Source organism: uncultured Proteiniphilum sp., from assembly GCF_937873925.1.
In the GTDB taxonomy this organism is placed as follows: domain Bacteria; phylum Bacteroidota; class Bacteroidia; order Bacteroidales; family Dysgonomonadaceae; genus Proteiniphilum.
Genome location: NZ_CALNAT010000006.1, coordinates 1 through 25356 on the forward strand (window position 1 = coordinate 1; position 25356 = coordinate 25356).

Consider the following 25356-nt stretch of genomic DNA (forward strand, 5'->3'; position numbering starts at 1 on the left):
GGGTGTGAACGACCGCACCAAACACCTTTTTGAAAGTCTGTGGCCGTTGCCGCAGGGGGTTTCCTACAATTCCTATATTATCAGGGATGAGAAAACGGTACTAATCGATACCGTAGATATTTGCTACTCGGATCTTTTTATGCGTAAGATCCGGTCGGTGTTGGGAGATAACCCTATCGACTATCTTGTGGTGAACCACATGGAGCCCGACCATTCAGGTTCTATCGAATTCCTTGTTTACAAATATCCGAACATCCAAATCATAGGAAACAAACGGACCATTGAAATGCTGAAAGGATTTTACGGGATAACCGATAACGTGATTGAAGTGAAAGACCTGGATGAAATGAACCTGGGGAAGTATACGCTTCAATTTTATATGACTCCCATGGTGCACTGGCCGGAGACGATGATGACCTATGTCAGGGAAATGAAAACCCTGTTCAGCGCCGATGCTTTCGGTACTTTCGGTACACTCGACGGTGGCGTACTGGATACGCAACTCTGTCCCGAAAGATATAGCGACGAGATGATCCGCTACTACTCCAATATCGTAGGAAAATTCGGTTCTCCCGTGCAGACCGCCCTGAAAAAACTGGCCAACGTCGGTATCGATGCCATCTGTTCCACCCACGGGCCTGTATGGACGGTTCCGGAAAATATAACCAATGTAGTAGCACTCTATGACAGGCTGAGCCGCTACCATGCCGATGCAGGACTGGTCATCGCTTACGGAAGCATGTACGGACACACCGAAGAACTGGCTGAGATCATCGCAGGTGAGGCTGCCGGGAACGGCGTGAAAAACATTGTGATGCACAATGTGTCGAAAAGCCACGAGTCGGATATCCTTCGCGATACATTCAAATACACGGGATTGATCATCGGATCACCGACCTATAATAACAAACTGTATCCCGCTGTCGATAGCTTGGTTTCCGCCCTGCAAAACCGCAATCTGAAAAATCGTTTCTTCGGTTATTTCGGTAGTTTTACGTGGGCCGACGCTACTGCCAGACAACTTGAAGCTTTTGCCGGATCGATGGAATTCGAGGTGGTGGCAGAGCCTGTGATCATGAAGCAGGCGATGCTGGCCGATGTGGTGGAGAAAGCCCGCTGTTTAGGCCGTGCCATGGCGCAAAAAATTATATCGGGAGCAGAAGTGGTTCCAAACAATACATCTAACTGTCAATAAATAAAGAAACATGAGACTTATTATTCAGCCCGATGCCGATCTGATGGCGCAATGGGCAGCGAATTACATTGCCGCAAAGATCAACAGAGCAAAACCATCGGCAGAAAAGCCTTTTAAATTGGGATTACCTACCGGGTCGTCGCCCCTGAAAACCTACAAGGCGTTGATCAAATTGTACGAAACGGGGCAGGTGTCGTTCGAGAATGTGATCACGTTCAATATGGACGAATATATCGGATTGCCGGCAAATCACCCGCAAAGTTACCATACTTTTATGTGGGATAATTTCTTCAGCCATATCGATATTAAAAAGGAAAATGTACATATCCTCGACGGGATGGCGGAAGACCCCGAAGCCGAATGTGCTGCCTATGAACTGGCGATAAAGGATGCGGGAGGTATCGATCTTTTCCTCGGTGGGATCGGCCCCGACGGGCATATTGCATTCAATGAACCGGGATCTTCGCTCAATTCGCGTACAAGGGTGAAAACGCTCACCACCGATACGGTGATCGCTAACTCCCGCTTTTTCGACAACGATGTGAACAAGGTGCCCAAAACGGCGCTGACGGTAGGAGTGGGTACGGTACTCGATGCTAAGGAGGTGCTTATTTTAGTCAACGGGCACCACAAAGCCCGTGCGCTCTATCACGCCGTAGAGGGCTCCATCAATCAGATGTGGACGATCAGTGCCCTGCAGTTGCATGAAAAAGGGATCATCGTTTGCGATTACGATGCCTGCGCCGAACTGAAAGTGGGTACTTACAAGTATTTCCTGGATATTGAGCATGATAACCTGAATCCCGATTCACTGCTATAGTGTGTCGGTTGACTATTTCTAAATAACCATTACAGGTTTATGAGACAAAAAAGTGTGGGTTCCGGCCTGCTCTTTTTTTGTGGGCGCCTTAACGTTTTTACTTGATATTTAACAAGTTCCCTCTAGTATAAGATGAACAAGACCTGTTTATTGTTTGTTTACCGAGAAATCACAGTATCAATCGCAGCAAAAATGAACAAGGTAAAAAAACGATTTCTTCTGATTCCGGGTATACTGTTTATACTGATTCCTTTTCTCGTTTTTTCGGGAAACAGGAAAAACGAAGCAGAGATAAAAGTAGTTGATTTCAAGCAGCTTCAACCTATGTTGCAGCAGGAAGACGACACGATATATGTGGTGAATTTTTGGGCCACATGGTGTGCACCCTGCATCAAAGAGATACCTTATTTCGAACAGTTCGGCGAAAAATACCGTGACAGGAATGTAAAGGTTCTTATGGTAAGCCTCGATATGGCGAACCAATTGAAAACGAAACTGATCCCTTTCATTGAAAAGGAAAAGATGAAAAATGAGGTGATCCTTTTAGATGATCCTAAGTTCAATGATTGGATCCCCCTCGTGGACAAGAACTGGACCGGCGCTATACCTGCTACGCTCGTCTATGGAAACGGGTTCAGGAAATTTTATCCGCAGGAACTCACTTTGGCTGAACTGGAAGAGATTGTCCAGCCTCTATTGGCTAATTAACATTTTAAAATGACAGTAACAATGAAACAATTTTTAATTTTATCCGTTTTGGTGTGGAGTGTGTTATCGCTAAACGCACAACCTATCGCAGTCGGTTCCGTTGCTCCCGATTTTTCCCTGAAGAATATCGACGGTACCACCGTCTCTTTGTCCGATTACTCGAATGAGAAAGGAGTGATGGTGATTTTCTCATGCAATCCCTGCCCTTATGTGCAGGCTTATGAAGACCGTATGATCGCACTGCATAACGAGTTTGCCCCGCAAGGGGTTCCCGTAGTGTTTATCAACCCGAACGATCCGGTACAGCAACCAGCCGACTCTTTCGAAGAGATGCAGAAAAGAGCCGGTGAGAAAGGCTATCCTTTCCCTTATCTGGCAGATGAAGAACAACAGGTATACCCGGCCTACGGCGCCACGCGTACTCCCGAGATATTCCTGTTGAAAAATGAAGGAAACGGACGATTTGTGGTAGTTTATACCGGAACCGTCGATGATAATTATCAGGATGCAGCAGCCGTAACAGTGCCTTACGCAGCTAACGCAGTACGTACCCTATTGGCCGGCAACACTCCTGACCCCGCTACAACAGTGGCTGTCGGATGCGGGATAAAAGCAAAGAATTAGTAGTTTTGGGTTATCAGAACGCAGAATAAATAATGCGGAATTTATCCGCCGGACCGATCCTCCTTTCGGGGAGGAGATGCAGGTTCCGGCGGATTTTTTTTCAATGGCTGATATTGTCCTTTGGCCTAATGCCACAGGCCTCTCCGCTAGGTTCATCCCCGGAACGATACCATATATCGCTGTAATCATCGGGGCGCCTGCGGAATTTGGCGAGGATATAGGAACATGAAGGGATTACCCGATAACCTTTCTCCCGTGCATAGTTGACCATCTCATCGAATAACCTTCCGGCAATGCCCTGTCCTTCCAGTTCGGGACGTACGCCAGTATGATAGGCGTTCAGCAGGTTATTTTTTACCTCGAAATCGAGTTCGGCAATTTGTCGCCCATCCTGCTCAATGAAAAAACTGCCACCGTTGTCTTCGTTTATTCTGAATTGTATATCCATAATCATTCAATTTTAATTTGTGACCTGTTTGTGATCTGTTTATTAAAACAGATTCCTCTCCTGATTTGTTGAATTCTGAAGTTATTTACTTGTTAAACAAGAAAAAAGATAGAAGAAATACGGATTATTATGGTAGTGTTAAAAGTGATATTCTTAGCGTTTGGAAATGAGCATTTTGTAGCTTATTTCAAAAAATATTATGAAAAAAGATATTATTTTTTGTATGGAATGAACAAAAAAGCATTACTTTTGTTTTTGAAATATAAATTAATAAAGGCAAAACGATAGTGAAAATATTCCTGCAGCATACAGCCGCAACAATATGTAATACTTCAGTAAAAAAGGGGTGTTGCATGTGTATGTGTATGGACATGTGTATGTCCTTCAGGCGATGTTGTATCGGAGTAGAATAAAAGAATGCCCATAAGATATTACTTTTAGTATAGAAACTCTCCTGGTACAATAAAAACCAGGAGAGTTTTTTATGTCCATTTATCGACGAGAAAAAAATAAAATAATCATATGAATATAAATTTTATCCAATATAATAATACTTGTGCTGCAGGTTGTATGACGATGTGTTGTTGTATGTCTATGGCTATGTGTATGGACGGGAGGCATATTGTATTGGATAGGGGAAAGTAAGAATCTCATATAAAACAGAGAAAGTATAAAAAACTCCACCGATACAGCTTCGGTGGAGTTTTTTTTATCAATATTAATTATTTAAAACGAATGACAATGAAAAAGTTTAGATTTATTAGATTATCATTAGTAGTTGCTGTATTGTTTTCAACAAACGTTATAGCCCAACAGAATCCCAAAGAGGTGATATATATAAAGAGTGCCCGGTTTGCCACACCACTTATAGAAAAATGGGCTTCCGAGTACCAAAAAGCGAACCCCCAGATAGAAGTCAAGTTTGCGGGAGGGCAATCATCCGAAGGAGATATCGATTTAAGTTTTATCAGTTCTGACAACGAAGGCAGAACAGAAAATGGAAATCAAGTTGTATCATATACCGGACGATACGCTTTGCTCCCGGTTACGAATGCAAACAATCCCTTGTTGAACGAGCTTGACCGTAAAAGATTGAATGGTAAAATGTTAGAGGATCTGTTTTTTAATAACGACATTCTCGATGAAAATCCTGAGCCGTCGAATAAACAAAAACATGATATAACTATCTATTCGGGTACCAATATTACCTCCTTTGCGGGGGTATTTGCTTCTCACTTCGGATATTCTACTGCTGATATCAGAGGAAGAAAAATATCGGGCGACGACATTTTTCTTATGAACGCCATACAGAAAGATCATACGGGTATCACCTTTAATAATCTCAGCTATATTTTCGATATTGAAACACGCGGATTGAAAAACGGCTTAGCCCTTATTCCTTTAGATATAAAAAAAGAACAACGTGAAATATTGCAGCAAGCCGATATCGACAAGGCAATAACCCTGCTCGAAAAAGAAAGGATATCGCTCATTCCTGTTGAAAATATAGGATTCGTGTATCAGGAGAATAATATTCCGGCGAAAAGATTTTTGAAATGGATCCTCTCGGAAGGACAAAAATACAATCAGGAATACGGTTTTCTTAAGGCAGAAGAAACCATTCTGTCGGCTCAGTTGAAAGAGATTGAGGATTTGCTTCTTACAGCTTCTTTCTGAGTTATTTAATAATAAGGGGAATATATAAAAATATCATTCGTTGCAACAAAAAAGATAAGCGCTCCCATTAGCCAATTGCAGTCGGACGCGGAAGCGCTTATATTCACTCTAAAAAATTAGAATATGACAAATATATCACTTTTTTATAAGAACACACGATTGTCCCTCATATCAAAAAAAGATATTTACGTTTTTTTAATCCTTCTTTTGTGTTCTTTCAGTACTTATGGGCAGGAAACGATACGGGGTACAGTCGTTGATAAAGAGAATCAACCGCTTCCCGGAGTTGCAGTTGCTGTAAAATCGACCACAAACGGAACGGTAACCGATATAGACGGGAATTTCAGTTTTACCACAGACCAATCACTTCCGCTTACCTTGACGGTTAGCTTCCTGGGATACAGAACACAGGAAATTGATGTGTATGAGGCAAATGAAATCATAACAGTAATATTGTCGGAAGATATTAATTATCTCGATGAAGTGGTTGTAGTAGGTTATGGTACAGCCAAAAAGTCCAGCTATACCGGATCGGTCGCTGTTGTTGGAGCCAGAGAGTTGGAAAAATTGGAAATTACTTCTGTCGGGAAGGCTTTACAGGGGACGGTGCCGGGACTTCAGTCAGTTTCTTCCGCGGGCCAACCCGGTAGTGATGCTTCGCTATATGTGCGCGGGATAGGTTCGGTCAATGCTTCCACATCGCCACTGTATGTTGTGGATGGTGTCCCCGGAGCAAATCCCAATCAGATAAGCGGGAAAGATATTCAGTCGATATCGATATTAAAAGATGCTACTGCAAGCGCTCTTTATGGTTCGAGAGGCGCTAATGGCGTTATTGTCATCACAACCAAATCGGGAAACCTGAACACGAAACCGGTGGTCAATTTTTCGAGTAGTGTAGGATTTACAAGCCGTGCCGTCAAAGATTACGAGTATCTCTCTGCAAACGAATATTACGAATTGCAATGGGAGGCCTTGCGCAATACCCAGTCAGATCAGGGAAGAACGGCTGCGGAAGCTGCTCAATACGCGACCGACTACCTCGTTGACGGTGCGCTTAAAGTGAATATCTACGGGCCTCAATACCCAAATCCTGTCGGGACAGACGGTAAATTGGTCACCGGAGCAACTCCGTTGTGGAATGACGACTGGGGTAAAGCTATCTCACGACTTGGAATACGTCAGCAATACGATCTGAGTGTCAGTGGTGGAAGCGCTAATACAAGATACTTCCTGTCAGGAGGTTATTTGAATGAAGAAGGGTGGATAAGAACTGCTGAATACGAACGTTTCAATTTCCGTACAAACATACAATCGAAGATCAATAACTGGTTCGAGATCGGTGGGAATGCCTCACTTTCCTCGAGTTATCAAAGATCTCCTAACCAAAGCGACAGTAACACGGGAAACTTTGCCAATTTCCAGCGCCTTATTTCAAACATTTATCCGGTTTATGAACGCAATCCCGATGGTTCGTACGTGTTGGACGAAAACGGGAATAAAAAATGGGATTATGGCATATGGCGTCCTACTACGGCCGCCAGTGGAGTGAATATTCTTGGAAGTGCGGAACATGCCATATCAGGTAGTAAAACAGAGGCTGCTTTGCTCAGCACGAATTTCAATATCACTTTTCTGCCGGGTCTATTACTGAAGACGACTGCCAGTGTTGATTACAGAACAGGGAGTTCACACTCTTATTCCCATTCCTATTACAGTACCGGAGTAATATCGGAAGGTGCAGGCACGGCGAGCAGGAGCGCAAGCCGCACACTCAACTATACGGTGAACAGTTTTATCGATTATACTTTTGGTTTGGGCAAATCACATTCCTTTAATCTGCTTGCCGGGCCGGAAATATACGTAAATAATGTATCATCACTGTCTGGAAACCGTACCGGTTTCCAGGTGTTGGGGAAAACCGAACCTTCGGCAGGTTCCACAAGCGGTATTTTCTATGGAACTTCCGACAATTACCGGTTGGCAAGCTGGTTAAGTAAATTGGATTATGATTATCTTGACCGTTATCATTTTTCTGCGAGTTACCGTCGTGACGGTTCTTCCCGTTTCAGTAAGGAATCGCGCTGGGGAGATTTTTGGTCGGTGGGTGCTGCCTGGAATGTGAAAAAGGAGGGTTTTCTGCGGAGTGTGAAGGATATCGACAACCTCAACGTGCGTTTCAGTTATGGAGCGCAAGGCAACGACAATGTGGGGAATTATGCTTATGGCGGATTTTACGAGATTTATAACAGTTTGGATATGTTGGGATTGTTGCCGTCTGAACTTCCGACACCCGAACTGAAATGGGAAACAAATTTGAATCTCAACTTCGGGATAGATATCTCCCTGTTCGAGAACCGGTTGATCGCCCAGATCGATGTGTATAACCGGCAATCGAAAGATTTGCTCTTCGAAAAACCTCTTTCACCTTCTACGGGTTATAGCGGTATCAATGCCAATATCGGTTCGTTGAGTAACAGGGGGATCGATGGGCAAATAACCGGTACGCCGGTCCGGAATAAAGATTTCAATTGGGATATTACCCTCAACTTCGGACATTACACCAACAAAATAACCAAATTACCTCAGGAGGAAATACTTACAGGATCGATAGGACAATTCGGGAATACAAAGAAAATGGTAGAAGGCGGTTCGGTGTATGACTTTTACATCAAGGAATGGGCAGGAGTCAATCCTGAAAATGGTAAAGCCACCTGGTATAAAGATATTCTTGATGAGAATGGAAATGTCACGGGACGGACCGCTACCGAAGATCAAACCGAGGCGACACCCTATTTCCAGGGAAGTTCTCTGCCTGATTTTTATGGTGGTTTGAACAACCGGTTTTCCTACAAGGGTTTTGAATTGTCGTTCCTTTTATCGTACAGTATAGGCGGAAAGATATTTGATGGGGATCAACCGTTTATCATGCATCTGGGATATGCACCCGGCCGGAATTGGTCGAAAGAGGCGCTCACGCGCTGGACTCCGGAAAACACGGATACCGATTTCCCCCGCCTCTCTTATGTCTCCGATTCGTGGAATACGATTCCATCGACACGATTTTTGTATAGCGCTACGTATGCACGCCTGAAAAATGTTGTTTTTTCGTATTCGGTTCCACATAAACTATTGTCGAATTGGAATTTAGCAGATCTGAGACTATATCTCACAGGTGATAATATCCTGACTTTCTTCGGCCATAAGGGATTGGATCCCGAGCAGACCGTTTCCGGGTCAACGTACTACCGTTATCCCGCACAAAAATCATATTCATTGGGAATTAATGTCTCATTTTAATTAAGATAAGATTATGAAGCAGAAATTTTTATATATACCGGTTGCTTTGGCGCTATTTACATCAGCGCTGTTTACATCGTGCAACGACAGTTTTTTTGAAACTTCTCCGGCAACTCAAATTACCACACCGGAGGTTTTCTCTTCCGAGGATAATATCAGCGCCTTTATTAACGGCGCAATCCGTTATCTGATGGAAAACAGTACTTCCCAGGATAATCCGGGACTTCCTGCCATTTTTCTTACGCATGAAGTAATGGGTGAAGATGCTTTTGCACGCGACGGGCGTTATGGATTTCGTGATTCATATCCATACCGCGATCCGTTCGATAATACGACAAGACGTGCTTTGTTCTTCTGGACTTTACAATACACATCGATTGATCATGCGAACAATATAATTGCTAATATTGATATCGATGAGAGTACAAAACAGAGTATAAAACATCTCAAAGGGCAGGCTTATGCTTTACGCGCATACAATTACCTGAACCTGATACGTCAGTATCAGTTTACATATGTAAAAGATGCGAATACAAAAGCTATCCCCGTTTATACCGAGCCTACGACTCCCAATACCAGCCCCAATCCCCTGTCCACAGTCAATGATGTATATGATTTGATTATTAAAGATCTGACGGAGGCGGAGAAACTGCTTCCAGGATTTGAGCGTACAGTGAAGAACCGTCCCGATATTAACGTGGTGTACGGGTTATTTGCCCGTACCTATCTTACGCTTGAAAATTGGGAACTTGCAGCCGAGTATGCAGCCAAGGCACGTGCAGGCTATCCTGTTATGACGCCTAAACAATATACCGAAGGATTTAATGATGTGAGTAATCCGGAATGGATCTGGGGGCATCCACAAACCCAGACACAGAACAAAGGCGGCGCTTCATACCTGGCGTATATTGAAACAACGCCTTACACTACCGATGCCAACGGAACGAATCTGTATTACGGATACAACAGCATAATACCCGATCCTCACTTTATTGCATTATTTGACGACGGAGATATTCGTAAATCACTTTTTGAAATAGCAACGCAACCGGCAGAGGCCCTATACAGGCATTACAGGTATAAAAAATTCAGGAATAAATATCCCAATCATGATGGACATATTGTTTTGATGCGTTCTTCGGAAGTGCTCTTGATTGAGGCTGAAAGTAAAGCCCGGTTGAATGATATAAGCGGCGCCGTTGAAACGCTGAATGAATTGCGCCGTAACAGGGGGCTTTCTAATCTGTCGGCAGCGGATTTTGACAGGGACGGTATCATTGAGGAGATCCTGCTCGAACGTCGACGGGAACTTTGGGGTGAAGGTTTTCGTCTGTATGATATTTTACGTTTACAAACAGCGCCCGTCCGCCGGGAAACAACGGAGACGTTTGTTGATGATGAGGGCAGAACGGTGGCAGTGAGAGGCCATTGGATCACTAAATTCCCCGACGGCAGTGATTTGACTCCGAACAGTAAATATTATCTTTTCCCAATCCCTTTAAATGAGATCAATAACAACCCAAATTTAGACCAATAATGTGATTTAATAATTACTAATCAACAAATCGTTAAATTAACTATATTCAGGTTCCATACTATCATAATAAAAAAATAAACGTATGAAGAAGAACTTATTATTAATCGCGATAGTTTTTGTGGCATTATCATGTAAGGACAAAAACAATTTTACGCTCAACGGTAGTGTCGAAGGCGTGCAGTCGGGTAAGGTCTATTTGCAGAAATTCAGTAACAAAACATTCTTTGTAATAGACTCCGCAGAAATAACAAACGGAAAATTCCACTTTTCCAAAGATATACCACTTCCTGAGATTTACGGATTGACATTGGACACATTGAAAAATTCCTACCTCGTCTTTTTCGATGAGAATCCGGTAACGGTGGTGCTTGATTCGTCTCGTTATTATCGCAACACGAAAGTAGAAGGTTCGAAGTTGCAGGATCTGTTTGTGGAATACAAAGCACAGCGCCATGTGCAGATCGACTCGTTTATCCGCCAACATCCCGCATCGCTGGTATCGGCTTACGCCCTTTATCGTGATTTTTCCTACCGGTTGTCGCCCGAAGAGATCAAATCGAATATTCAGTTGCTTGATCCTTCTTTATGGCAAACGCCATACGTGCAGACATTGGAAGAATTGGTAGGTACACTCGAAGTAGTGGCGATCGGTAAGCATGCACCCGACTTTACAGTGAGTAATACGGAAGGGAATGCGGTAAGATTTTCAGACTATTTGGGAGAAGAATATGTGTTGCTTGATTTTTGGGCGTCATGGTGCGGACCTTGCCGCAGGGCAAATCCGGGTAAAGTGGCTGCGTATAGTAAATACAAGGACAAAGGCTTTAGCGTTTTTTCCGTATCTCTTGACAAAAGCAAAGACAAATGGTTGGAAGGCATTGAAAAGGATAACCTCACCTGGACGCATACTTCCGACTTGTTGCACTGGGATAGTGAACCTGCAAAATTATACGGCGTGAGAGCTATTCCTGCTAATTTCCTGATAGACAAAAACGGCATTATCGTCGCCAAAAATCTCAAAGGAGACGATCTGGATAAAACTTTGGATGATCTATTGGCGAAAATCGAAAGTTGAAAATTGAAAGTTGAAAATTAGGGGTTGTTGGTTGATGATTGACCATCAGTTGGTTGAGGAATTGTTAAATCGCCAAATCATTAAATCCTCAAATCAAAAAATGTCTCTTAAGAAACAAAATTTTCAAGTGTTTCAACTCATTTTTTGAACGGATAAAAACGTTCTGGAATGCTTGGTTCTAAAAGAAATTGTATGAAACGAGCATGATAACTGTTCTCATACAAGAACATGACTAAAAGCGAGTTCCATATGACACCATTGAACTATTTGCGTTAAACCAGACGAGCAGAAGATAAGCTTGCTTATATTATGCCGTGGTGAGCAAATATCTAACTTTAGTGAAATAAATAATTTTAGTCATATGAAAAAAGTAATAACGACAATTATTGTATCAGTTGCTGTACTGTTGTCTGCTCATGTGAAAGCAGAGAAAACTGATTATTTCTTTTCTCCGGAAATAATATTCGATTCTGAAATTCCGACTCCCGAAGTGTTTTTAGGTTATGAAATCGGTAGTAGGGTCACCGAACACAGCAGGATAAATGCATATTACGAGAAACTTGCCGGACTCTCGGAGAGGACTTCACTAATAGAGATCGGACAGACTCACGAAAAGCGTAAATTGTATGTTCTGATCGTTTCATCTCCCGAAAATATAAGAAATCTGGACAGATATAAAGAAGTACGGCAGAGAGTTCGTCAGGGAGAAAAGCCGGACAGCCCGCTAATCGTCTTTTTGGGAAATACGGTACATGGCAACGAAACTTCTTCCGCGGAGGCGGCGTTGCTGTCTGCCTATTATTTCACAGCCGCACAAAACGATTTTGTAAAGAAACAGCTTGAGGAGGGGATCTATTTTATTGACCCTGTACGTAATCCCGACGGACAGGAACGTTTTGCTTCGTGGGTAAACTCGAATACAAGCGTAAATAGCTATAATATTTCCCAGTTCGACCGTGAGCATACAGAGGGTTGGCCCAGAGGTCGCGGAAACCACTATTGGTTTGACCTCAACCGCGATTGGGTGAATATCGTGCACCCCGAAAGTAAGGCACGTGTAGCCCTATATCAGGACTGGTTGCCTCATGTGCAGGCAGACCACCATGAAATGGGAACAAACAGCACCTTCTTTTTCGAACCGACCGATCCCGATGGGAATGAGAGCCGCTTTGTGCCGCAATCGACCTATCAGCTTAACCGGCTTTTTGCCGATCATTACGCCAAAGCGTTGGATAAAATCGGCTCCTTTTATTACACAAAAGAATCCTACGATAATAAAAACCCGAATTTCGGTTCTACTTATCCCGACTATAACGGAGGGATAGGAATCCTTTTCGAGCAAGGATCGTCGAGGGGCTTGCAGCAGGAATCTGAAAACGGGATTGTGACGCTTCCCTTTACCGTACGGAACCAACTGGTGACAAGCATAGCGACGGTTGATGCAGCCATTGCACACAGAGACGCCTTGTTCGATCTTCAAAAGGAATTCTTCACTCCTCCCAGAGGGAGAGAAGCAGCGAAATCATATATTATCGGCGATACCTATGATCTGTCCAGATTGCATAAATTCGTTCAACTGTTGCTCGACCACCGTCTGGAAGTGTACGAAAATGCAAACGATCTCACGATAGACAGTGTGAAATACGAAAAGGGAAAATCCTACATTATTCCGGCAGGTCAACCTAACAGCGCACTGGTAGGAATTATCTTCGACGATATAAAAGATTATGACGATGCCTCAAAATTGGGTTACGGAGCCGGGTTTTCCATAGCCTATTCCACCGGACTTTCTTATAACGTAACAACCTCTTCATCGCGGGGAGCAAGGGTGCAGGCATCACCCCAAGTATATACCGGCAGTTTGCAACCTTCGGAATATGCCTACCTGGTGGATTATCGTGACTCAAAAAGCCAACAATTGCTTTTCAGCCTTTTGGAGAAAGATATTCTGGTTAAATCGGCTTTTCAGCCTTTCTCCATAAACAGCGATAAAGGTGTGAGAGATTTTTCATACGGTAGTCTGCTTATTCCCGTAAAAAATCAGACTCTCTCTTCCTCCGGGTTATATGCGATATTGAAAGAACTGGGGGAACAGGAAAAAGTGGATATTATTCCTGTCTCTACGGGATTTAATGTGAAGGGAGTCGACTTAGGCAGCAGTGCTTTCAAACGGATAGAAAAACCCAAAGTATTGGTCGTGACCGGAGGCGATGTCTCATCGCTTGAAGCCGGCGAAGTGTGGCATCTGTTCGACCAGCAATTGAAATATCCGTTGGTACGCGTCGATTTCAACCTTTTCGGACGGGTTCCTCTGCATGAATTCAATCGGATCGTTTTTGTAAGCGGAAATTATTCGTTTTTGAATGAACCGGAGGTCGAAAACTTAAAAAATTGGGTTAGGAACGGAGGTACGCTTATCACCCTTAACGGAGCTTCCCGATGGGCGGTAAACAACAAAATAACTTCGGCAAAATTAGTAGAAAGACCTGATACTGCCGGACAAAGGCAAGACACAGGTGTTTCGTTCCGTTCGTTCGGAAGGTTCCCTACATCCATATTCCAGACTAAAATAGATCTGGAACACCCACTGGCTTTCGGTCTGACAAGCGAGAAACTGCCGGTAGTGCGTGAAAGTACCTTGTTTCTTGCTCCTTCATCCAATGCAGTATCCGTATATACCGACGATCCCTTGTTGAATGGTTATATCTCTTCCGAACATCTGGAAAGTCTGAAAGGTTCCGCCTCTATCCTGGCGAATAATTCCGGCAGGGGGAGCGTAATCCTATTTGCTGAAGATCCGTTGTTTCGGGGAATATGGGATGGAACAAGCCGTACCTTTGTGAATGCGGTTTTGTTCGGGAACATTATTTCAGGCAGGTAGGACAGCCGGTTTTCCTATCCGTTTCATATAAATGATTTGTTAATAATGGAATAACTCTTAGGGAAGAAAGCAATATTCAGATAAAAATTACGATCTTATGAATAAAAAAAGTATTTCAAAAAATCATGTAAATGAAAAAGTTGTGAGGCTTATTGCTGCACAGGTGATCCTTCTCACACTGATCACATTGCTGACAGGATGGACATGGCTGGCGCTCTTTTTAACCGCCGATTTTGCTTTGAGGGCTTTTACACGCATACCTTCACCGCTGGCTGTCATTGCCAAAGGATTAGCAAAAGCATTCGGATTAACGCCGAAACCTATTTTCGCACCGCCCAAAAGATTCGCGGCAGGCCTGGGGTTTGCATTCTCATTGGCCATTGCGGTATTCCTGTATCTTCACTATCCGGTAGCCGCTTATGTTACAGGAGGAATATTGATTGTTTGCGCTACGCTGGAGGCTGTTTTCAACATTTGCCTGGGATGCTATGTGTATAATTGGATCGTAGCTCCTATTGTCAATAGGAATACGGAAAGAAGAAAACAGGTAGTGAAATGATTGCTATCAGGAATATTTCCAATACATTTTATCAGACAAAAGAACCTTTCAGGGGTATGAATATATATTTTATCCACTATAACGGTAATACTTGCACAGCATGCTGTATGGCGATGTGTTGTTGTATGCCTATGTATATGTATATGTATATGTATATGGCCGGGAAGCGTATCGTATTGGATAGGGGAAAGTAGTATTATCGCAAAATAGAGAAAGCATAAAAAAAACTCCACCGATACGGCTTCGGTGGAGTTTTTTTTAAAAATTTCGTATAAATATTCACAAGTAAAACAACTATAAAATTATGAGCCTATGATGAAACAATAGAATAGTATCCAATTTAATTTCGGGAAATTTTTTAATACTGAAATAACAACAGTATCCATTTAATAAAAATCAATTCGAAGATAAGCGCCTCCATAAGCCAATTGCAGTCGGACGCGGAAGCGCTTCTTTTCACTCTAAAAAGTTTTAGAATATGACAAATATATCACTTTTCTTTAAGAGGAGAGATATCCGGCCGGACACCGGGAAACGTTCTTGCGTTTTTTTTATAAGCTTATTTATAGCGATTGGCACTTACAGCCAGGTTTCGCTTCAAGGAATTGTTGTCGATGATGCACATGTCCCCATCGTCGGGGCAACGGTCGCGATACGATCGACTTCCACTGGCGTGATTACCGATATTGACGGGAAATTCAGCCTTGTCACCAAGCAGCCACTCCCCGTTACCCTTACGGTAAGCTTCCTTGGATACGGAACCCGGGAAGTCGACGTGTATGGAGCCGAATCACCCGTCCATGTGGTGCTGACAGAGGACTTTAACTATCTCGATGAGATAGTAGTAATAGGTTACGGCACCCAGCAGCGGAAAGAATTGACAGGCTCCATCGCTACTGTTTCGAAAGCGCATCTGGAATACAACGTGGCTCCTTCGGTGGATGCTTTGTTGGGCGGGGCAATAGCGGGGGTAAACGTGACACAGAGTTCGGGACAACCCGGTTCACCGGCAAATATACGCGTTCGCGGCGGCAACTCCATCAACGCGAGCAATGACCCGCTCTACGTGATAGACGGGTTTCTCTTTTTCAGCGACAACTCTTCCACGAAAGTAGGGATCGGGGGTATAGAAGGAGAATCCAACCCTTTGAACTTACTTAATCCTTCAGACATTGAATCAATAGAGGTGTTGAAAGATGTATCCGCGACCGCTATTTATGGCTCACGCGGCTCCAACGGTGTGATTCTTATCACAACCAAAAAGGGGCAAAAAGGACGAAGTTCGGTTAATTACCTCTACTCTTCAGGCTGGAGCCAATCGGCCAAAAAATTAGATTTACTCAATGCTTCACAATGGGCAAGAATGCAAAAGGATTACTTTCTCAACAAACCGGGATACAGTGATGCACAAATCGAGCAATTAGGTGGAGGGTACGATTGGCAGAATGCCGTTTTGCAAACGGGCTTCATTCAAAATCATTCGCTTACGATTAGCGGTGGAGAGGAGAAATCTCAATACTTCCTGTCGGGCAATTATCTTTCCCAGGAGGGAATCATTCTCAATTCGGGATTCGACCGCTTTGTTACCCGGATAAACTACGATAGAGACGTGTTTGACAATTTCAACGTGGGTGTAACCCTTACTGCCAACAAGAGTACCCAAAACAGTTTAACCACGTTTGAAGGAGTCAACTATAACAGTTCTCCTTACTCCAAGGGCATTGCCAATTCGTTGACTTACGCACTCTATATCCCCCCTGTCGTGCCGTTTTATAACAGCGATGGCAGTTATAATTACAACAATCCGTTCGAGTACGCCTATTTGCGTTATGTTGATAAAACGGCAAATCCCATCTCCGATCTTAAAAACAGTACGGCCAGAACAGTCAATACCGTTTTCCTTGGTAATTTCTTCGCCCGGTATTCACCCGTGGAAGGGCTGACGGCAAAAATCAATGTGGCAAGCAATATAAGCCATACCACGCAAAGCTATTTCTCGCCTTCTTATACCGCACTGGGGTTAGAACCCATAGGTATCGGCGGCATAGGAAATAAACGAGTAGAAATTCTACTATCTGAATTTACTTTGTCGTATGCAAAAAGACTGAAGGATATACATGCTTTCGATGCCTTGGCCGGCTTCACTTATCAGGATACGAAAACAAACTTCCTCACCACGATGAGCGCGGGCTTTACGAATGAAGAGTTAGGCGTGGATAATTTACAGGATGGTACACCTTATGGAGCACGACCGATTTTCAGCGGTTCTACAAAAGGTAAATTGTATTCGTTGCTCGGTAGAGTAAACTACTCGCTTCTCGAACGTTATCATCTTACGGCTAATTTTCGGAGTGATTATTCCACGCGTTTTGCAAAAAATTACAAGTGGGGTATCTTCCCCTCTATCGGGTTATCATGGAATATCAATGAAGAAGCATTTCTGAAAGATTTCAGGAAATTATCCAACCTGAAACTGCGTATGAGCGCCGGAAGCGTTGGAAATCAGGAGATAGGCAATTACGAATACATTCAAACATTGGAAGCCATACGGTACAACGGGGAAGTGGCTTACCGGGTGAACAACAGTGGTAACGAAGATTTAAAGTGGGAGACAACCACGCAATACAATATAGGTGTTGACGCAGGCATCCTGAACAACCGGATTACAGCTACGGCGGACCTGTACTACAAAAAGACCTCCGACCTGTTGCTGCGTGTTCCTCCAAAATTAGGAGAAGAGAACGAACAGTTAGTCAACGTGGGTAACGTCAGCAACAAAGGTATAGAGTTCTCAATAAACGGGGTACTCGTGGATAATCAACGGTTTAGATGGTCTCTGTCAGGTAACATCGCGCGGAATATAAACAAAATAACAAGATTGTACGACGATGTGACGGCTTTGGAACATGGTGTGGAAATCCTTCGTGTCGGGGAATCGCTCGGTTCGTTTTACGGGTTGGAATTTGCCGGCGTGGTGCAGAAAGATGAAGACGTCTCCGCACTTCCTACAACCCCGGCATATACCACTCTTCAACCCGGCGACCCGAAATTCGTCGATCACAATCAAGACAATCACATTGATAAAAATGACCGGATCGTGTTGGGCAGCAAACAGCCGGACTTTACCTATGGTTTTTCTTCTTCGTTCAATTACCGGAACTTTGATGTGTTCGTATTGTTCCAGGGCTCGGAGGGAAACAAAGTGTATAACCAACTGAGGCGCTACCTGGAAAGTCCGAACGATGCCTACAATGCGTCAGCCGCACTGCTCGACAGTTGGACGGAAACAAACCCGTCTAATACTGTTCCGAGAATCACCAATGTGCCACTATCTTCCGAATTGGACAGCCGTTATATCGAGGACGCCTCCTATTTGAGGTTGAAAACCCTGACATTGGGTTACAGCATGAATAAAATCCCGTTTGCCTCATCGAATTTTCCGCTGAAAGTCCGGATTTTTGCCACAGCTCAAAACCTGCTTACGCTGACCGGGTACAAAGGGTATGATCCCGAAAATTCAAAGGGCATTGACCTAGGTACTTACCCTATGGCGAGAACATTTTCCGTGGGAGCAAACGTGTCGTTTTAAATAAATGGTAAATAAATAATTTCTAAATGCAATCTGCCATTCATTCAATCAATTTATTATTAATAATTTAAAGTTTAAAAAAGATGAAAAAAAACTTTTTTTGCATTTTGACTTTCGTAGTCATAGCAGTTAGCACTATCATTCTGTCTTCGTGTGAAGGTAATGGACCTGATGACCCCGTGATAACGGGCGAATCGGTATGGAAAACAGATCAGGAAGCATTGGCGCAAGCAAATGCCATTTATCCTCCTCTGCAAAGATTAAGCTCTTCATATTCATTTTTGTTGGAGTCAGCAACGGAAAATACCATCAGCTTCGAAGGAGCGGATGATGCGGACGGGCCATTGGTAAGTCTTTTCAAGACGGACGTGAACAACTGGTACCCTACAAAAATATTTAATTATCTGTACGTGAGCGTCGGCGAAGCCAATCGTACAATTGAAAAAGCCGATTCCAGCAGCGTTACTCCAAATCTTTCGCAGGCAGTTATCGACCTTGCAAGAGCACGGGCGCAGTTTATTCGTGGGTTGAACTATCTGTATTTGACACAGTTGTGGGGTGAAGTTCCGCTTATTTTAAGCACAAAAGCAACGTCGGCGGAACAAACTACGCGCAAGTCCATCGATGAGGTTTATACCCAAATAGTAAAAGATCTGACGGAAGCGGAGGCTGCTTTGCCCGGGTACGATCAAGTTCGTTCTAATCCAAGTAAAGGTGCTGCCAATGCCATTCTGGCGCGTGCATACCTGCAATGGGCCGGCAAACCTCTTCCACAAAGTGAAGTAGCCGCCATTGCCACGAGTAAAAACGACCCCGGTTCATTCTCCTGGGATCGGGATAAACTGCAAAAGGCAGTAGAATATGCCGGCAAAGTAATAAACAGCGGAAATTTTCAGTTAGAAACAGATTTTGAGAAAAACTTTGGCGTACCTGCTGAGAACCGTTCGGTAGAGCATATCTTCACTATCCATCATGACGGCGACGGCAAAGGCGATGCGCAAGGTAATCACCAGACACACTGTCCTTTTACATTCCGTTTCGACTTGTACAGAGACAATCATATCGGACCGGCTGACGTTACCTTGTTGGATAAATTTTCCGATACGGACAAGCGTAAAAGATTTTCTCTCTTTACACGCTTATACAACCAGGATGAACCGTTAGTAACTTCCCCTGATCGACCGACAAAAGCTGAAGATTATAAAAGATACGATTATATATACCCGGCGACTTCGCCGCGCGTAGGTAAATTTGTGCATCGCAATGCTAGTTTCCCGGAAGTGGCACCCGGCTCGGAAGCCGCTCAACCAAACGACATAAACCGTATAGAGATACGTTATGCCGAAGTGTTGCTGACCAAAGCGGAAGCGTTGTTTTATTTGGATAAAAAAACAGAAGCCGCCCAGGTTATCAATCAATTGCGCCAAAGAGCCGGTTTGGATACTTACTCCACCCTTACGCAAGCCCAATTGGAAGAAGAATGGTATTTGGAACTCTACTTTGAACAGAGACATTGGATCAACCTTGTACGTTGGCGCAAGTTAGTAAACACTGTATTAACGGAAACCCCGAAATTTGAATATTATAAAGAGGATTACAAGTCTGTAGAGTCTCAAGTAGCTAAATTTGGACCGGAAAACGACGGTAGCGCCGAGGGCAGCGTCAAGACCAACTATCCATTCTTTGCTAAAATTTACAAACACCTCCATTCAAAAACGGATAATGTAAGCGGTAAGTTTTATCGTTTCCCTATTCCTAAAGGGTTGAATGGGAATGATCTGGGTATAGACCAGAATCCCGGCTATTAAAGGGCAAACTTTCTCCCTGCTCTTTATTGAACAGGGGGATTACTTTATTTTATGCATAAAATGATTTCGTTATTTTTGCGAATAACAGCTGTAGCCCTTCCTCTATTGTTGCTTGGAGGAGAATGCGGCTCTAAACGGGATATTCATAAGATATCTTATGATCCCGGATTGCCTTTGGGCGGAGCGGCCGGACACGAAAGGGCTTTTGATGTAAAGAACTCGCCGTATTATACATCCATCGATTTTTATAATAAAAAAAGTACGGAATCACTTACTTTGATCGAAAATTTCAGGACTATCCAGCAAGCTACTGAGGTAACCTGTGGACCGGTGTGTGCGCTTATGGTACTGGAACATTACGGGAAACGGGAAGGATATAACGAGAAACGGCTTCAGGAATTACGCGGAACAGACCAGGATACAACATACCTGCGGCATCTCATCCGTATCTTTGACGAGATCGGCGGGTTTAAGTACAAATCGACTTACGATTATCAATATCCGAACCGGGAAACGATCCCCGAGGATTTTTTCCTGGAATACCTTCAACGGGGCATCCCTGTTATTGTTGGAACGGATACATGGAACGGTCATTGGCAGATAATCATCGGATACGATACGATGGGCACTCCATGTACTGCCGATGATGTACTGATCCTGGCAGAGCCTTACGACACCACCGACCATAATCAGGACGGTTATACGATTGTCTCCTGGCAGTACTTTTATTGCGGTATCTGGCGGAATCATTTCGATCCGGATTATACATGGGGATTGTTCCTGGCTGTCTGGCCCGAATGAATATTGCTAAATCAGTAAATCAGAAAAAATCTTGAGTCTTGGCTCTTGCATCTTGTATCTAAATTATTAATCATATGAGCAATTACATAAAATCAGGCATAATGCCGCTTATTTGTGCCTTTTGCATGTCGCCGCTATGGGGGCAGCAGGCCGTGGATGGAGAGGTTGTCCTTGAGCAGGTTCGATCCGTGGACGATTACGTCAGGGAGATAAGGGGATATTTGCATGAACATCCCGAATTGTCGGGACAGGAATTTGAAACCGCGCGTTTTATTCAATCGGAAATTGCAAAATTGGGCCTGCCCGTCACCAAAGTCCCGGGAACCGGCTTTTATGCTGTCCTCGATACGAAGCGTCCGGGAAAGACCGTTGGCCTGCGTGCCGATATCGACGCGCTGCCCCTTCAGGAAAATCCATACAATTTAAAGCAAAAGAAAAAATGGGTTTCCAAAAATGAAGGTGTCTCCCATGCTTGCGGACATGACGGACACACCGCCATTCTACTCGGCGTTGCCAACATTCTCACCAATCTGAAGGACCGGTTGAACGGGAAGATCATTTTCATCTTTGAAGAAGGCGAAGAGACAAATTCCGGTATTGACCCGATGATTGAAGCATTGCGCCCGTTGAAGATAGACGCTATTTATGGTAATCACCTGAAATCGAATTTGAATACAGGGGAACTGTTCATCCGGGAAGGGCCGATTATGGCAGGCACTGGTACGATAGCGTTTGACGTGACCGGGCGGGGCGGCCATGCTTCTCGTCCCGATTTGTCGGTCAACCCGGTATTTGCCGCCGCCAATATACTCACCGGTATCTCCATCGCCTGGAATAACCAACGCGACATTACCAAAACCGTAACGTTGGGTATTACCCGGATTCAGGGGGGAGAGGTATATAACGTTATTCCCAATTCGGTGTTTATTGGCGGCACTCTTCGCTTTTTCGACAAGGAAGAAGGGGAAAAAAGCTTTGTCCTCTTGCGGAAAGTAAGTGAAGATATCGCGTCGGCGCACAACTGTTCGGTTGCGTTTCACGACAACATGGGCGTCGCATTGAATCCCATGGTCAATGACACCGTGCTGACGCGTTTTACCCGTGAAGCCGTGGAGGAAATTTATCCCGGCCACATCGTTACCGACGAACAATATATATGGTATGCCGCCGAAACTTTCACGAAATACAGTCAACTGGCGCCGACGGTTTTTGTATTTCCCGGGATCAGGAACTACGAATTGGGGAGCGGGGCGGAACACCACAACGACCGTTTCGACCTCGACGAAGACGCGCTCCAATATGCCGTGGGCGCAATGGTACAGTTTGCAGTACAGTACTTACATTCATATGCGGACTAACCGGAAAATAAATTATCCGATGGAGATAGTTTTATGAAAAATCAAATAATCGTATGAAAAAAATCTTTTCAAATACAAGTTTCCGTTTATTTTTAGCGGTAATAGCCGGTCTGTTGATAGGCCGGTTCGCAACGGCAGAAGTAATCAGTGTGATCCTTCCGGTAAAACACATATTGGGGCAGATCATCTTTTTTCTTATTCCTCTCATTGTTTTCGGGTTTATTACTCCTGCCATTACCCGTTTAAAGAGTAATGCCTCAAAGCTCCTGACACTGTCGCTTGTTTTGGCGTACATATCATGTGTAGGTAGTTCGGTATTGGCCGCTTTAGTGGGTTATAACACCATACCGCTCATGGATATTACACCGGGCAATGAAGTGCCAAGAGCGCTTCCTGAAATGCTGTTCCGTCTGGATATTCCGCCTTTAATGCCGGTATTGAGTGCTCTGGTATTGGCTTTTTTAATAGGGGTAGGCATACTTTTGACAAAATCCCGGAAAATAGAAAATGCTTTGTACGAATTTCAGGATATTGTATTTGTAATGGTAAAAAGAGTGCTGATACCACTTCTTCCGTTTTTTATCGCGGCAAATTTCAGTGTTTTTGCCTATGAAGGAGACCTGGTATCAAGATTGCCCGTTTTCCTGCTGATCATTCTGATTACAATACTCTGCCATCTCGCGTGGCTTACGTTTTTATATATGTCTGCGGGGATATATTCGGGTAAGAATCCGTGGCAGGTGCTTAGATATTACGGGCCGGTAGTGTTGACTGCTTTAGGATCCCAATCGTCGGCGGCGAGTCTGGGTGTTGCTATCGAACAAACCCGAAAAAGTCCCGCATTGAAGCCGGAAGTAAGGGATTTTTCCATTCCGTTGTTGGGTAATATTCATTTTCCCGGCTCTGTTTTAGATATTGTATTTCTGGCATTGGCTGTATCGTATTTGTTGTACGGAACGATGCCAGGCATTGAGAAAATCACTCTCTTTATCCCACTTCTTGCTGTTTTTGGTGTGGCCGCTCCGGGATTACCCGGCGGGACACTCTTTGCTTCACTCGGGCTGATACAGGCTATACTTGGCATAGATGAAGCCGGGATTGCCCTGATGATAACTATTTTTGCTTTAGTGGACAGCTTCGGTACATCACATAATATCACGAGCGACGGCGCTTTGTCATTGATCCTGACAAAATATTCCGAGAAGAAGGAACAAGAATCAATTGTCGATAGATAATAAATCTGTCGAAATGGAGTTTATAGTGATCTGAATTACAAAATTCGACCGTCGTTTTTCTGTTTTTTGTATCTTTGGGAAATGAATGTGCCAATATGACGAATATGGAAAATGATAGTGTGCTTCGCACGATAAATGGGATAATGAATTTAGTTTTTCATTTTTCATTTACATAGTCTTGGCTCTTGGTTCTTATGTCTTTAAATAAAATGATACAATGAAACGATTTGCGGTGGTTCCCCTGTTATTAACCTTGTGTGTCGTGAGGGTTTTTCCCGCGACGGTTGATACGGTGAATGTGTTTAGCGGGAAAATGGACAAGGAAGTTAAAACGGTCATTATCAAACCGCAATCCTATGACGGACAAGATGCTTTTCCCGTTCTTTATCTGCTGCATGGTTACAGTGACCGTTATGACGGATGGGTAAATAAAGCGCCTCATATCAAGGAATTGTCCGATACGTATGGAATCATTATTGTCTGTCCCGACGGTGCTTTCGGAAGTTGGTATTTCGACAGTCCTGTCGATCCGGCCTTTCAGTATGAAACCTTCATCTCAAAAGAATTGATCGCATGGGTGGATGGCCATTACAGCACCATTCCTTCACGGCAAGGACGCGCCATTACCGGATTAAGTATGGGAGGCCATGGCGGATTATACCTTGCCTTCCGGAATCAGGATGTGTTCGGCGCATGCGGAAGTATGAGCGGCGGCGTGGATATCCGTCCGTTCCCGAACAATTGGGATATCGCTCAACGAATCGGGTCACAACGTGATTATCCTCAAAGATGGGAAGAAAATACCGTCATGGGATTATTGCATTTACTGACACCCAATACATTGAAAATAATTATCGACTGCGGAACGGAAGATTTCTTTTACGCAGTGAATGAGCGACTCCATGATGAACTGCTCTACCGGAACATTCCCCACGACTATATTACCCGTCCCGGTGCACACAATTGGGAATACTGGGGGAATGCAGTGAAATACCAGGCATTGTTCTTTCATGAATATTTTAAGTCCCGACCATAAAATTTTCATCAATCAATAGCAAGGCATATGAAGAAATGGGTATTATCTTTTCTTGTGTTGGGGGTCGGTCTGGTACTTTCCGCCCAACCTTTAAAACCTTTCAGGTTTGCTTTGGTCACCGATATACATGTCAGTGGTCCGGATAATAATGAAGACCTCCGCCGTACGGTAAAAGATCTCAATTCGCTTCCCGATATCGCTTTTGTTATTGTCTCGGGAGATGTGACCGAATTCGGTTCATACGACGAACTTCAGACAGCGAAATCTATGTTGGATAGTCTGAATGTTCCCTATTATACGATCCCCGGTAATCATGATTCAAATTGGTCGGAAAGCGGAACGAACGATTTCCTGCGGATATTCGGTAATGAAACATTCGGTTTTGAATACAACGGTTATAAATTTATCGGACTGGCATCAGGCCCCAATATGCGTATGGGACCGGGACAGATCCCGCGGGAGAACCTCATATGGTTTTTTGACGAACTGGAGAGAACCAGTACCAATATGCCTATTATCTATGTGAACCATTATCCTATGGATAACGGATTGAACAACTGGTTTGAAGTGATGGGTGCGCTGAGGCCCTATAATGTACAACTGATGCTGTGCGGACATGGACATGCTAACCGAGCAATGAATTTCGAAGGAGTCAACGCGGCCATGTGTCGATCCAATCTGAGAGCCAAGGAAGAGTATGGCGGG

At 43.9% G+C, this 25356-nt stretch carries 18 protein-coding genes; 17 read left to right on the forward strand and 1 reads right to left on the reverse strand.

Features of this window, described 5'->3' with window-relative positions; genetic code table 11:
- The 4 genes from Q0502_RS00710 to Q0502_RS00725 form a co-directional block, all read left to right on the forward strand.
- A partial coding sequence (locus Q0502_RS00710; RefSeq protein ID WP_298645984.1) for an FprA family A-type flavoprotein occupies window positions 1–1195 on the forward strand: 1195 nt, incomplete at its 5' end.
- A 10-nt stretch (window positions 1196–1205) separates the two neighbouring features.
- On the forward strand, window positions 1206–2015 hold the full coding sequence (nagB, locus tag Q0502_RS00715) for a glucosamine-6-phosphate deaminase (RefSeq protein WP_298645988.1): 810 nt from the start codon (window positions 1206–1208) through the stop codon (window positions 2013–2015).
- A gap of 192 nt (window positions 2016–2207) precedes the next feature.
- Complete coding sequence (locus Q0502_RS00720) at window positions 2208–2723, forward strand: TlpA disulfide reductase family protein (RefSeq protein WP_298645990.1); 516 nt, start codon at window positions 2208–2210, stop codon at window positions 2721–2723.
- Window positions 2724–2744: 21 nt separating this feature from the next.
- Window positions 2745–3347 (forward strand): thioredoxin family protein, encoded by a 603-nt coding sequence (locus Q0502_RS00725; RefSeq protein WP_298645992.1) that lies wholly within the window; start codon window positions 2745–2747, stop codon window positions 3345–3347.
- Between the two features lie 100 nt (window positions 3348–3447).
- Here Q0502_RS00725 and Q0502_RS00730 read toward each other — a convergent pair whose 3' ends face one another.
- Window positions 3448–3795 carry a GNAT family N-acetyltransferase gene (locus Q0502_RS00730; RefSeq protein WP_298645993.1) on the reverse strand — a complete coding sequence of 116 codons (348 nt, stop codon included), beginning with the start codon at window positions 3793–3795 and terminating at the stop codon, window positions 3448–3450.
- 741 nt (window positions 3796–4536) lie between these two features.
- Between Q0502_RS00730 and Q0502_RS00735 the strand changes: the two genes are divergently transcribed.
- The 13 genes from Q0502_RS00735 to Q0502_RS00795 form a co-directional block, all read left to right on the forward strand.
- On the forward strand, window positions 4537–5472 hold the full coding sequence (locus tag Q0502_RS00735; protein WP_298645994.1) for a hypothetical protein: 936 nt from the start codon (window positions 4537–4539) through the stop codon (window positions 5470–5472).
- A 123-nt stretch (window positions 5473–5595) separates the two neighbouring features.
- Window positions 5596–8772 carry a TonB-dependent receptor gene (locus Q0502_RS00740; RefSeq protein WP_298645996.1) on the forward strand — a complete coding sequence of 1059 codons (3177 nt, stop codon included), beginning with the start codon at window positions 5596–5598 and terminating at the stop codon, window positions 8770–8772.
- A gap of 13 nt (window positions 8773–8785) precedes the next feature.
- Window positions 8786–10309 (forward strand): RagB/SusD family nutrient uptake outer membrane protein, encoded by a 1524-nt coding sequence (locus Q0502_RS00745; protein ID WP_298645998.1) that lies wholly within the window; start codon window positions 8786–8788, stop codon window positions 10307–10309.
- Window positions 10310–10391: 82 nt separating this feature from the next.
- The gene (locus tag Q0502_RS00750) at window positions 10392–11384 is read left to right on the forward strand and encodes a TlpA disulfide reductase family protein (protein ID WP_298646000.1); all 993 of its coding nucleotides are present in this window, start codon (window positions 10392–10394) and stop codon (window positions 11382–11384) included.
- A 361-nt stretch (window positions 11385–11745) separates the two neighbouring features.
- A complete protein-coding gene (locus Q0502_RS00755) occupies window positions 11746–14265 on the forward strand; it encodes a M14 family zinc carboxypeptidase (RefSeq protein WP_298646002.1) in 2520 nt (839 codons plus the stop codon).
- Window positions 14266–14362: 97 nt separating this feature from the next.
- Window positions 14363–14824, forward strand: a complete 462-nt coding sequence (locus Q0502_RS00760; RefSeq protein ID WP_298646005.1) for a DUF4395 domain-containing protein — start codon at window positions 14363–14365, stop codon at window positions 14822–14824.
- A gap of 478 nt (window positions 14825–15302) precedes the next feature.
- Window positions 15303–18413: a TonB-dependent receptor gene (locus Q0502_RS00765; RefSeq protein ID WP_298646007.1), complete on the forward strand. Its 3111-nt coding sequence runs from the start codon at window positions 15303–15305 to the stop codon at window positions 18411–18413.
- Between the two features lie 83 nt (window positions 18414–18496).
- Window positions 18497–20221 carry a RagB/SusD family nutrient uptake outer membrane protein gene (locus tag Q0502_RS00770; protein ID WP_298646010.1) on the forward strand — a complete coding sequence of 575 codons (1725 nt, stop codon included), beginning with the start codon at window positions 18497–18499 and terminating at the stop codon, window positions 20219–20221.
- A 75-nt stretch (window positions 20222–20296) separates the two neighbouring features.
- Window positions 20297–21022, forward strand: a complete 726-nt coding sequence (locus tag Q0502_RS00775) for a C39 family peptidase (protein WP_298646012.1) — start codon at window positions 20297–20299, stop codon at window positions 21020–21022.
- Window positions 21023–21096: 74 nt separating this feature from the next.
- Complete coding sequence (locus tag Q0502_RS00780; protein ID WP_298646014.1) at window positions 21097–22380, forward strand: amidohydrolase; 1284 nt, start codon at window positions 21097–21099, stop codon at window positions 22378–22380.
- Between the two features lie 53 nt (window positions 22381–22433).
- Complete coding sequence (locus Q0502_RS00785; protein WP_298646016.1) at window positions 22434–23615, forward strand: cation:dicarboxylase symporter family transporter; 1182 nt, start codon at window positions 22434–22436, stop codon at window positions 23613–23615.
- Window positions 23616–23832: 217 nt separating this feature from the next.
- Complete coding sequence (locus Q0502_RS00790) at window positions 23833–24651, forward strand: alpha/beta hydrolase family protein (RefSeq protein ID WP_298646017.1); 819 nt, start codon at window positions 23833–23835, stop codon at window positions 24649–24651.
- Window positions 24652–24678: 27 nt separating this feature from the next.
- Window positions 24679–25356, forward strand: a 678-nt coding sequence (locus tag Q0502_RS00795; RefSeq protein ID WP_298646020.1) for a metallophosphoesterase, incomplete at its 3' end; no start/stop codon positions are given.